Source organism: Pseudarthrobacter sp. W1I19, assembly GCF_030817835.1.
GTDB lineage: Bacteria > Actinomycetota > Actinomycetes > Actinomycetales > Micrococcaceae > Arthrobacter.
On the sequence record NZ_JAUSZR010000001.1, the window covers coordinates 625,390 to 637,074 of the forward strand.

Consider the following 11,685-nt stretch of genomic DNA (forward strand, 5'->3'; position numbering starts at 1 on the left):
GCCAGGATTCAGTCTGAGCGGGGCGACAGTCTGAACCAGGATTGAGGCATGAGCCGGGATTCAGGCTGAGCAGAATTCAAGCTGGGCAGGGCCAGGAGACCGGGCGTCAGCGCTGGGCTTCCATGCTCTCTGCGCTGGCCTCGGTGGCATCCTTCAACAGGACGTCGAGCAGGGTGACCGCGGCGCCCTTGTCCAACGGGTTGTTCTTGTTCCCGCACTTGGGCGACTGGACGCAGGAGGGGCAGCCTGATTCGCATTCGCAGGCCTTGATGGCATCCCGCGTCGCCGCCAGCCACACCTTCGCCTTGTCGAAACCGCGCTCGGCGAAGCCGGCACCGCCAGGGTGCCCGTCATAGACAAAAATGGTGGGCACCCCGGTGTCGGCATGCAGGGCAGTCGAAACGCCCCCGATGTCCCACCGGTCACTCGAAGCCACCAGCGGGAGCAAGCCGATGGCTGCGTGCTCGGCGGCGTGCAGGGCACCGGGGAACTGTGCCTCGATCAGGCCGGCGGCGGCGAGGGACCGGTTGTCCACTACAAACCACACTGCCTTGGTGAACAGCTCCCGTGCGCCGAGGTCCAGGGGTTCCTCGCCAAGGATCTCGTTGGAGATCAGGGCCTTGCGCTGGAAGGAAACCACCTGGGTGGTGACCTTGACGTCGCCGAAGTGCAGGGAAACGTCACCCCAGCTGGTGGTTCGCTGGGTTTCCAGCACCTCGATCTGGGTGACGTCCCGTGCCGTGGTGTAGTAGTCGGGATTGGCGCGTCGGACCACCACGCAGTGATCGTCCTCGTTGAGGTCCTCCACCACGTAGCTGTCGCCCTGGTGGATGTAAACGGCGCCGGTGTGTGCCTGGTAGTGGGTCTGGGGCGAGTCCATCGTCCCGAGGAGGGAGCCGGTATCGGCATCAACAATACTGACCGGTCCGCCGCCGTCGGCCCGCAGGTTCACCATGGCGGCCGCACTCTGGGAGTGGGTCCAGAACCATCCCGCCGGGCGGCGCCGCAAATACCCCTGTGCCACAAGGCGGTCCAGGAGTGCCTCGGCCGTACTCCCGAACAAGTCCAGCTCAGCCGGCCCGAGCGGCAGTTCCGCGGCCGCAGCGCACAGGTGGGGGCCGAGCACATAGGGGTTGGCGGGGTCGAAAACAGTGGCTTCCACGGACACGTCGAAGATGGCTTCTGGGTGGTTCACCAGGAAGGTGTCCAGTGGATCGTCGCTGGCAACAAAGGCCGCGATGGCGTCCTGCCCGGCCCTGCCGGCCCGCCCGATCTGCTGGAACAACGAGGCCCTGGTGCCGGGCCAGCCCGCAACCAGGACAGCGTCCAGGCCTGAGATGTCGATACCCAGCTCAAGCGCGGAGGTACTGGAAACACCCAGCAGCCTGCCCGAGCGCAGTGCCTTCTCCACGGCCCGGCGTTCCTCCGGCAGGTACCCGGAACGGTAGGCGGCCACGCGCTGCGGGAGGCTGGGATCCACCTCGTCCAGCAGCCGCTTGGTGATGGAGGAGATGGTCTCCGCCCCTCGGCGCGACTTGATGAACGCAATCGTGCGGACGTGGGCCGACACCAGGTTGGCCAGCAGGTCCGACGTTTCGGCCACGGCTGTGCGCCGTTCCTTGGCGCCGTTCTCGCCGCGGAGTTCGGTCAGCGCCGGTTCCCAAAATGCCACCGTGGTGGCACCGTGCGGTGACCCGTCCTCCGAGACGGCCCTCCCAGGGGCGCCGATGAGCCGGGCGAAGGAGACGTCGGGATCGGAAGCGGTGGCTGACGCGGCGATGAATACGGGCTCGGGGAACGAGGTGCCGGCTCCGTAGTATGCGCAGATCCGCCGCAGCCGGCGCATCAGGTTGGCCACATGTGAGCCGAAGACGCCCCGGTAGCTGTGCGCCTCGTCGATGACCACATAGCGGAGGCGTCGAAAGAACGCCGCCCACCAGGCATGGTTGGGAAGGATACCGAAATGCAGCATGTCCGGGTTGGCCAGGATGAAGTTGGCGTGGTCCCGGATCCAACGCCGGGATGCGGGGTCGGTGTCGCCGTCGTAGGTTTCGGCGCGGACGGTGGGCAGCTGCAGCGCCCGGATGGCGTTGAGCTGGTCGGCGGCGAGGGCCTTGGTGGGGGACAGGTAGAGGGTGACCGCGCCGTCGTCGTGGATCTTTCCCGGATCGGCAAGAACCCGCAGCTCGGAACGGTGGATGGCGTCCAAGGCCGGGAGCTGGTAGGCGAGGGACTTTCCCGAAGCCGTGCCGGTGGCCACCACAACGTGCCCGCCGCCGTGCGCAATGTCAGCGGCTTCCACCTGGTGGCGGTAGGGCTGCTGGACTCCCAGCGAACCGTAGGCTGCAACCAGATCCGGGTGGACCCAGGACGGCCACGGCTCGTGCACCGCCTTGCGGGCAGGGATGGTGCGGACATGACGCAGCTGTTCCGGGTCCGGGCCGCGGCCCAGCAAGGGAATCAGGGAGTCATGGGGGTTCACCCCAATATTGTTTCACCCGCCGCGAGCTTGGCGTGCCGGGTTCGCCCTAGGGGGAAACGGCGGAGGCGGGGAATGTGGAAACCAGGGAGATACACCCGGCGCTAACTCAGGGACAAATCAGCGCCGTCGCGGGATGCGGACAGCATCAGCACCCGGGAAACAGTGGTCCAGCCAAGATGCGAGTAGAGCTTCTGGCCATCAAGGGACGCCAGCAGCAGCCCGGTCTGGACGTCGTGCCCAAACGCCTGCGCTGCCAATGCCCGCATGATAAAACTGCCAAGGCCGCGCCGCTGGAAGGCCGGTTCGGTGATGATTTTGTCGAACACCGCGGTGTCGCCCACCACGTAAACCCGGCCACTGGCGGCCAAGGCGTCACCGGAGCGCACCTCAGCGTAGTGCACGCCATCCTGTTCGGACGCCGCCAGGGAAAGGTCGTCATCCGAAAGCCAGGGGTCCTCGGCGTCCTGGGTTTCCATGTCCACGATCATCATGGCTTGGGTGTCGGAAGTGACGTTCAATCCGTGCTGCCGGGCAAGTTCCGAATATCGGGCGAGGTCATTGGTCAGGATCGTCAGGCCCCGGGCCGGCACTTCCGCCGTCTTGGCCGCGAGCACGGCAAACTCCGTGTCCGTTGGATCGGACGCGAAGAATTCCCACTCACCGGAGGTATCAGACCGGAGAGCGGCGGGAAAGCGGCCTTCCGACGATGTCCGGTAACTGCGACAGCCAGCCCATCCGGCCACCCACACTTCAAGGAGGCCAGTGATGTCGTTAACCATGGTTTCCGGGCTCATGCGATGAGACTATTCCACCCCGATCACAAGCAACAGGGGGTGGCAGGGAAGAAGTCCGGTGCTTATGCCATTGTGATCCGGCACTCCTGGGCGCCCGCCCGTGGCAGAACCGGGACAGGCCACTGGAATCCAAGCCGGTACCCTTAAATACGTGGCTTTGAACCGAATTGTGCTTTTTTACGGCTTTACCCCGATCGCTGATCCTGACGCCGTCCGCCTCTGGCAGCGCGCCCTCTGCGAGAAACTGGGCCTGACCGGCCGCATCCTGATCTCCAAGGATGGCATCAACGCAACCCTGGGCGGCGAAATCGGCGCCGTGAAGCAGTACGTCAAGACGACCCGTGAGTACAAGGGCTTCCACGGCATCGATGTTAAATGGTCCGACGGCGGCGCGGAAGACTTCCCGCGGCTCAGCGTCAAGGTACGCGACGAGATCGTCTCCTTCGGCGCCCCCGGCGAACTGAAGGTGGACGCCAACGGTGTGGTGGGCGGCGGCAAGCACCTCAAACCCGAAGAACTGCACGAACTTGTGGACGTAAAGAAGCGGGATGGGGAAGATGTGGTGTTCTTCGATGGCCGGAACGCCTTCGAAGCACAGATCGGCCGCTTCAAGGACGCGATCGTCCCCGACGTCGCCACCACCCACGACTTCATCAAGGAACTCGAGTCCGGGAAGTACGACGGGCTCAAAGACAAGCCGGTGGTCACCTACTGCACCGGCGGCATCCGCTGCGAAGTGCTCTCCAGCCTGATGGTCAACCGCGGCTTCAAAGAGGTCTACCAGCTGGACGGCGGCATCGTCCGCTACGGCGAAACCTTCAAGGACCAGGGCCTTTGGGAAGGCTCGCTGTACGTGTTCGACAACCGTATGCACCTCGAATTCAGCGAGGACGCCAAAACCATCGGGCAATGCGTCCGGTGCTCGGCCCCCACCAGCAAATTCGAGAACTGTTCCAACCCGAGTTGCCGCACCCTCACCCTGTACTGCGCCGAATGCGCCTCCAGCCCGGATACCTTGCGCTGCCCCGAAGGCTGCGCAGCTTAGGACCCGGCTCACGGCCCGGGAAAGCGCAACGGCCATCAGAGGCGCCGGAGCCGGTACGCGTAGTTGGCGCCTGTCCTGGCGTCCACCGTGACGGTCAGGGCAGTCTCAGCCGAGAGATAAATGACGTTCTCGCGGTTGATGCCGCACCGCAGCCCCAGGTCAACCAGCGTGAGCGCGTCGCTGCGGACCGTGAAGTTCACACGGCGCTGGCTCCGGCAGGCCAGTGCCAATGCATAGGTGCCGGTGCCCACCACGGGGGTTGTTTCGCTGCGGGTTTCGCCCGCCGCCAGCAGTCCGGCTGCCGCGTACATGACGGGATCGCCGGTATCGGGCAGGCTGCGGGACACCCATGACTCCAGCTCGGCCTCGCTGACGGGTTCACGCTCCAGCGGATCGCGGGTGAATGCCGGCGCGGGGGCTACTGTCTGCTCCGCATCAGCGGGATCGGCCCAGCGGCCGTCGTCGTATGTGTATTCGCAGCCGCCCACCGCAAGCCCTGCCGCGAGCACAAGGCCGAGGACGACAGCGGCCGCAGGGTTTCGCGCCAGCGGCGCCGGGGATGTCCGTAGCGGACCGGGCGCGGAGGACTTCCGCACACTGGGCATAGTCCGACTTTAAGCCCGCAAGCCCGCGCGGGCCATAGCTATTGCGCCGGCATCAGCTGGTAGGCGTAGATGAGGGGCGCGTCCACACTGGAGGTGCTGATTTCCAGCCTCCCTGTATTGGGCAGTGTGATCCTGGTGACCTCGTTGCTGCCGTTGCACGCGGCTCCGGCATCCACCACGTCTTCCCCGTCCAGCGACACCGCGAAGAACGCTTTGCCTCCGCCCTCGCAGGTCGCCGTCAGGATGTAGCGGCCGGCGCTGACATTGGAAGCTTCCCGGATGATCCGGTTCTTGTTGAGGATTTTCCCGGCGTCTTCCAGCACGGCGCCCGGCGATGCCGGCAGGGCGGTGGCCTGCCATTGGGGCACGTGGGCATTCTCGATGGACACCACCGGCGAGCACCCCGCCAGGGCAACGGCCGCCAGGCCTGCCAGTGCCAATGCTGTGCGCGGGAAGCGCCTCGGGCCGGCGGGCTGCTTCCGGGCGCGCGGAAGGACGGAGAACACTGTTGGCATACCCTCAACGCTACCCCGTCCGGCTGGCCGTAAAGGTCCACCTCCCGCCCCACAGCAGCCGGACCGGACCTGCCGCACTAAACTTGAGCGGTGCCTGAATCCCCATACGAGTTCACCGCCGGCAATACTCCCGACGCACCCCGCAGCGACCTTCCGGACCTGCTCGCCGCACTCGCCGCGGACCTGCGCGCCGTGGACTACACGCTCGACGGCGTCGCCAGCCTCCTGGGGGAATCCGCCTACACCGCCTTGAACCGTGACCAGACCATCCCCGCACTGCTCGCTGCCGAGCGCGCGGTCCGGCGGGACGAGGGCGCGAAGGCGCTTGCCGCCGTCGTCCGTTTGTGGCTGCTCGCCGAGCCCCAGCCCAAGGAAACGCTCGACGGCGCACTGCCCGGTATCCGGGCGGAAGGCCTGGTGGCATTGGGGCTGGTGGAGCCCGTTCCCGGCACAGTCCTCATGGCCGCCAAAGCGGACCTGCGGCCCTACGGCTGGGAAGGTACCAAAGGCGACAGCGGCAGCGGCGGCGCTGAACTGTGGGTGGCGAGCGACCTCGCTGCGCACCAGCAGGAGGGTGTGCTCCGGCACGACCACGTCCTCGGTATCGGCCAGGCCTCCACCACATTGGTGCAGACGACCTTCCGCCGCCATACCAGCCGCGCACTGGACCTGGGCACAGGCTGCGGCATCCAGGCCTTCCACCTGCTGCACCACTGCCAGCACGTGACGGCCACGGACATTTCCGAACGGGCGCTTGCCTTTACCCGGTTCAATATCCTCCTGAACGCGCAGGCCCTGGGGGTGGACCCGGACCGGCCGGAGGACCGGGTGAGCCTGCGCCTGGGCTCGCTGCTGGAACCGGTGGCCGGCGAGGAATTCGGGCTGGTGGTCTCCAATCCGCCGTTCGTCATCACGCCGCGGAGGCCGGGGGAGGATGCCGCGGAGAAGTTCACCTACCGCGACGGCGGCCTGCCGGGCGACGACATCGTGGCTGCCCTGGTGGCCGGACTCCCGGCTGTCCTGGCTGAGGGCGGGACAGCCCAGATGCTGGGCAACTGGGAAGTGGTGGCCGGCACGGACTGGCAGGAGCGTCCCCAGTCCTGGGTGGTTCCCGGCGTGGATGCCTGGTTCATCCAGCGGGAGTTGGTCAGCCCGGAGCAGTATGCCGAAACCTGGCTGCGGGACGCCTCCGAGTCCCGGGACCGGGACCACTACCGGGACGCGTACGCGGCCTACCTTGCAGACTTCGAGTCCAGGAACGTGGCGGGGATCGGCTTCGGAATGGTGCTGCTGCGCCGGCCGGCTGGCCCCGGCCAGGGCTTCAGCCGGTTCGAGGAGATCACCTACCCCATCGAGCAGCCCATCGGCCCGCACCTGGGCGCGGCGCTGGAACGCCAGGACTGGCTGGCCACCAACAGCATCGGGGACGCGCACCTGCTGGTGGCGGACGACGTCACCGAGGAACGCCACCAGCGGCCCGGCGCCGAACATCCGGGCGTGATCCTGCTGCGGCAGGGCGCCGGCCTGCGCCGGACCACCCTGCTCAGCACCGAACTCGCCGGGTTTGTCTCGGCCTGCGACGGCGACCTCACGGCGGGCCAGATCGCCGGTGCGCTGGAGGCGCTGCTGGGCGGGGAGGACGGGTTCGACGCCGGCGCATTCCGCAGCGGCTTGCTCGCCGAAGCAGCCAACCTGGTCCGGGACGGCTTCCTGATTCCGGCTAGTCAATAAGGCGTGGACAGAGGCGCTGAACGGTGGGCCGCCGGCCCCCCTCTTTTCCACATGGATGCGCACATTTCTGCAAAATATGGTGAACTAGGCCAGTATGGGCGCATCTGCCCGAGCAACCTTTTTCTGTAGGAGCACCGTGCCAAGCAAGGCCAAAACCGGCAAGAAACTCGTGATTGTGGAGTCTCCGGCCAAGAGCAAGACCATCGCCAAGTACCTGGGCGAGGGCTTCATCGTAGAGGCCTCCATTGGTCACATCCGCGACCTGCCGCAGCCGTCCGAACTCCCCGCAGAGCTGAAGAAAACCTCGGTGGGCAAGTTCGCCGTCGACATTGACCACGACTTCAAGCCGTACTACGTGGTGTCCCCGGACAAAAAGAAAAAGGTGACCGAGCTCAAGGCCGCGCTCAAGGACGCCGACGAACTCTACCTCGCAACCGATGGGGACCGCGAAGGCGAAGCCATCGCGTGGCACCTGCTCGAAGTGCTCAAGCCCAAGGTCCCGGTGTACCGGATGACGTTCGGCGAAATCACCAAGGAAGCCATCCAGCGCGCCATGGGCAACCTGCGCGACGTCGACACGGCACTGGTGGACGCGCAGGAAACTCGCCGCGTCCTGGACCGCCTGTACGGCTACGAGATTTCCCCGGTGCTCTGGCGCAAGGTGGCGCGCGGCCTGTCCGCCGGTCGCGTGCAGTCAGTGGTCACCCGCATGGTGGTGGACCGCGAACGCGAGCGTATGGCCTTCAAGGCAGCCTCCTACTGGGACCTCACCGGCCAGTTCGGCGCCGACGCTGGTTCCTTTAAGGCCAAGCTCGCCGCCGTGGACGGCGCCAAAGTGGCCAGCGGCCGGGACTTCAACGACGACGGCGTGCTCACGTCGAAGAACGTCGCGCACCTCAACGAGGAGCTGGCAACGTCCCTGGCCGCAGGGCTGCAGGACGCCTCGTTCACCGTCCGCTCGGTGGACACCAAGCCCTACACCCGCCGCCCGGCAGCGCCTTTCACCACCTCCACGCTGCAGCAGGAGGCCGGCCGCAAGCTGCGGTTCTCCTCGAAGAGCACCATGCAGGTGGCCCAGCGGCTGTACGAAAACGGCTACATCACCTATATGCGTACGGACTCCTCCGCGCTGAGCGATGAAGCCCTCACCGCTGCCCGCCGCCAAGCCTCCGAACTGTACGGCCCCGAGTACATCCCGCAGTCACCCCGTGTGTACACCGGCAAGGCAGCCAACGCCCAGGAAGCCCACGAGGCCATCCGCCCCGCCGGCGACTCCTTCCGCACCCCCGCCCAGGTGGCCAAGCAGCTCTCCGGCGACGAATTCCGGCTCTACGAGTTGATCTGGAAGCGCACAGTCGCGTCCCAGATGGCTGACGCCAAGGGTTCGACGGCGACCATCCGCCTGGGTGCCGTGGCTTCCGATGGGCGTGACGCCGAATTCTCCGCATCCGGCACCGTGATCACCTTCCCCGGTTTCCTGGCAGCCTACGAGGAAGGCAAGGACGAGACCCGCGGCGACGACGATTCCGATGAAGCCCGCCGCCTGCCGAACGTCGCCAAGGGCGATTCCCTCACGGCCGCCGACATTATCGCTATCGGCCACGAAACGTCACCGCCGCCGCGCTACACCGAAGCGTCACTGACGGCGGAGCTGGAAAAGAAGGGCATCGGCCGCCCTTCCACTTACGCCTCCACCATCTCCACCATCCAGGACCGCGGCTACGTCCGGAAACAGGGTTCTGCCCTGGTACCGAGCTGGATCGCGTTCTCCGTGATCCGGCTGCTGGAACAGCACTTCAGCGACTACGTGGACTATGAGTTCACCGCGGACATGGAAGGCGACCTGGACAAGATCGCCAACGGCCAGGCCGTGGGTGCCTCCTGGCTCCGCCACTTCTACTTCGGCGAGGACTCCGATCCGGGCCTGCTGAGCATCGTCAACAACCTTGGCGAGATCGACGCGCGGGAAATCAACTCCATCCCCATTACGGACGAGATCACGCTCCGGGTTGGAAAATTCGGCCCGTACCTTGAAAGCTCAGCTGCCACCATCGACCCCAAGACGGGGGAGATCGTGGAGTCGCCGCGCGCCAACGTGCCGGAGGACCTGGCACCGGACGAGCTGACCGCCGCCAAGGCCCTCGAGCTGATGGAGACAGCCGCTCCCGAGGAGCGCGTGCTGGGCACCGATCCGCACACCGGGCACACCGTCGTCGCCAAGAACGGCCGGTACGGCGCCTACGTCACCGAGATCATCCCGGAGATGACTGAGGAACAGATCGCCGCGCAGCCGGTGGAGTACTACAAGAACGGCAAGCCGAAGCCGCCGAAGAAGCCGGTCAAGGCCAAGCCCCGCACGGGCTCGCTGTTCAAGTCGATGACCGTTGAATCCGTGACCCTGGATGAGGCACTGCAGCTCATGAGCCTGCCCCGCGTCCTGGGCGAGGACGCCGAAGGCAATCTGATCACCGTGCAGAACGGACGGTTCGGACCATACCTAAAGAAGGGCACCGACTCCCGCTCCATCGGCTCGGAGGAGGAGATCTTCACCATCACGCTGGACCAGGCACTGGAGATCTACTCGCAGCCGAAGCAGCGCGGCGCCCGTGCCGCCGTCCCGCCGCTGGCGGAGTTCGGCCCGGACCCGGTGTCGGAGAAAAACATCGTGGTGAAGGAAGGCCGCTTCGGCCCTTACATCACCGACGGAATCACCAACATCACGGTTCCCCGCGCCACCTCCCTGGAGGAACTTACGCGTGAACAGGCTGTTGAACTCCTCGCCGAAAAGCGCGCCAAGGGCCCGGTCAAGCGCACCGCCACCCGCAAGCCTCCGGCCAAGAAGAAGGCAACGGCCAAGAAGTAGTTTCCGGTGGTTGAGCCTGTCGAAACCGAACCTGGTTTCGCTCCCCACCCGCTCCCTGACCTCGCAAGCTCGGCCATGGAACCCTGCGGGCGTGGCCCCGGCTCAACCACCGCGTTTGCAAGGGGCATCGCCACGTGATCATGTAGAGGCATGACTGAACAACCCGGCATTGCCGACCAGACTCCGCTCAACGACCTTGAGGAGAAGCTCGCCCTGGGCGGACAGCCTGATGCCAGTCCTGTGGACGTCATCCTGTCCTTCTTGAACAGCGAGGTCTACATCGTCAGCTCGGACAACATCGAGGGCGTCGATTCCCAGGTGGAGCCGTTGGTCCTCGCCAACGCCGACGGCGACCCCGTCCTCGCCGTCTTCTCGCACCCCAGCCGTGTGGACCAGCAGTACCTGGACGCGGCCCCCAATGTCCTTGGCACACAGGGCGCGGCCATAATTGCCAACATCGGAGACGAACTGGGAATGGTCATCAACCCTGGCGCAGCTTACGGCTTTGAGATCAACCCCGAAGGTGTTGCCAACATCAAACGCGACTTCAAGCGCGCCGACGGGGAATAATGTCAGCATGCGGCTAGGCGTCCTCGATATCGGGTCCAACACTGTCCATCTCCTCCTGGTGGATGCCCACCCTGGCGCGCGGCCAGTGCCGTTCGCCTCGCACAAGCGTCCGCTTTCCCTGGTCCAGTACCTGGAGCCGGACGGCAGCATCAGCGACGCCGGCCAGCACGAACTCACCGAATTTGTCCTTGAAGCCTGGGAATTCGCGGCCCGGCACAAGGCCGAGGACCTCCTGGCGTTCTGTACTTCCGCCATCCGCGAGGCCACCAATGGCCCCGAAGTCCTGGCGCGGGTTAAGCACGAAACCACCGTCACGCTGCAGGAACTGACGGGCAGCGAGGAAGCGTCCATGACCTTCTTCGCCGTCCGGCGCTGGCACGGCTGGGGTGCCGGGCCAATCCTCAACCTGGATATCGGCGGTGGCTCCTTCGAAATGGCTTTTGGCCAGGACGAGTTGCCGGAAGTTGCCACGTCCGTGCCGCTGGGTGCCAGCAGGCTGACGCGGGACTGGCTTGCGGATGATCCGCCCACAGCCAAGAGTGTCAAAGAGCTGCGGCGCTACATCCAGGCCACCCTCAAGCCGGCAGTCCGGGAATTCGACGGGCTGGGCCGGGCCAACGTCGTCGCAGGAACCTCCAAGACCTTCCGGTCTTTGGCGCGGATCGCCGGAGCTGCTCCGAGCGCCGCAGGCCCTTACGTCAGGCGCGTGCTGCACGGGTCCGACCTCGGAGTATGGGCGCAGCGCATTTCTGCCATGAAAGCCGAAGACCGGCTCCACCTGCCCGGCGTTTCCGAAGCCCGGGCCCACCAGCTTCTCGCCGGGGCACTGGTGGCGGAGGCGGCATTAGAGCTGTTCAAGTTCAAAAAAATCAAGATCTGCCCGTGGGCGCTGCGCGAAGGCCTCATCCTCCGCCGCCTCGACCAGCTGGTTTTCTCCGGGCCCAGGGAGCTGGCCCCGCACGTTGCGCCGCCGGCCGTCGAGGCTGCCGTCTAAACGCTGCATCGTTTTAGGCGACACGTTGAAAGGCGACGCCTTGAAAGCGGAAGCACCGGCGGCCGCGACAGGAAAATGGGGGAAAA

General features: G+C 65.9%; 9 protein-coding genes. 5 read left to right on the forward strand and 4 right to left on the reverse strand.

Going from position 1 to position 11,685, the window contains the following annotated elements; translation table 11 throughout:
- Positions 1-106 precede the first annotated feature (106 nt).
- Positions 107-2,482: a DEAD/DEAH box helicase gene (locus tag QF038_RS02925; RefSeq protein WP_307608580.1), complete on the reverse strand. Its 2,376-nt coding sequence runs from the start codon at positions 2,480-2,482 to the stop codon at positions 107-109.
- 101 nt (positions 2,483-2,583) lie between these two features.
- Positions 2,584-3,276 carry a GNAT family N-acetyltransferase gene (locus QF038_RS02930; protein WP_307608582.1) on the reverse strand — a complete coding sequence of 231 codons (693 nt, stop codon included), beginning with the start codon at positions 3,274-3,276 and terminating at the stop codon, positions 2,584-2,586.
- A gap of 151 nt (positions 3,277-3,427) precedes the next feature.
- On the opposite strand from QF038_RS02930, the gene QF038_RS02935 reads away from it, so the two are divergent.
- A complete protein-coding gene (locus tag QF038_RS02935) occupies positions 3,428-4,321 on the forward strand; it encodes a rhodanese-related sulfurtransferase (protein WP_307608584.1) in 894 nt (297 codons plus the stop codon).
- Between the two features lie 35 nt (positions 4,322-4,356).
- On the opposite strand, the gene QF038_RS02940 is transcribed toward QF038_RS02935, so the two are convergent.
- Both QF038_RS02940 and QF038_RS02945 read right to left on the reverse strand, forming a co-directional pair.
- Positions 4,357-4,926 (reverse strand): hypothetical protein, encoded by a 570-nt coding sequence (locus QF038_RS02940; RefSeq protein ID WP_307608586.1) that lies wholly within the window; start codon positions 4,924-4,926, stop codon positions 4,357-4,359.
- A gap of 38 nt (positions 4,927-4,964) precedes the next feature.
- A complete protein-coding gene (locus QF038_RS02945; RefSeq protein ID WP_307608588.1) occupies positions 4,965-5,441 on the reverse strand; it encodes a hypothetical protein in 477 nt (158 codons plus the stop codon).
- 90 nt (positions 5,442-5,531) lie between these two features.
- On the opposite strand from QF038_RS02945, the gene QF038_RS02950 reads away from it, so the two are divergent.
- From QF038_RS02950 to QF038_RS02965, 4 genes are all read left to right on the forward strand, one after another.
- Positions 5,532-7,172 (forward strand): methyltransferase, encoded by a 1,641-nt coding sequence (locus QF038_RS02950; RefSeq protein WP_307608590.1) that lies wholly within the window; start codon positions 5,532-5,534, stop codon positions 7,170-7,172.
- Positions 7,173-7,308: 136 nt separating this feature from the next.
- Positions 7,309-10,035, forward strand: a complete 2,727-nt coding sequence (topA, locus tag QF038_RS02955) for a type I DNA topoisomerase (RefSeq protein ID WP_307608592.1) — start codon at positions 7,309-7,311, stop codon at positions 10,033-10,035.
- Between the two features lie 150 nt (positions 10,036-10,185).
- Positions 10,186-10,605 (forward strand): SseB family protein, encoded by a 420-nt coding sequence (locus QF038_RS02960; RefSeq protein ID WP_307608594.1) that lies wholly within the window; start codon positions 10,186-10,188, stop codon positions 10,603-10,605.
- A 7-nt stretch (positions 10,606-10,612) separates the two neighbouring features.
- Positions 10,613-11,599 carry a Ppx/GppA phosphatase family protein gene (locus tag QF038_RS02965; RefSeq protein WP_307608596.1) on the forward strand — a complete coding sequence of 329 codons (987 nt, stop codon included), beginning with the start codon at positions 10,613-10,615 and terminating at the stop codon, positions 11,597-11,599.
- Positions 11,600-11,685 lie beyond the last annotated feature (86 nt).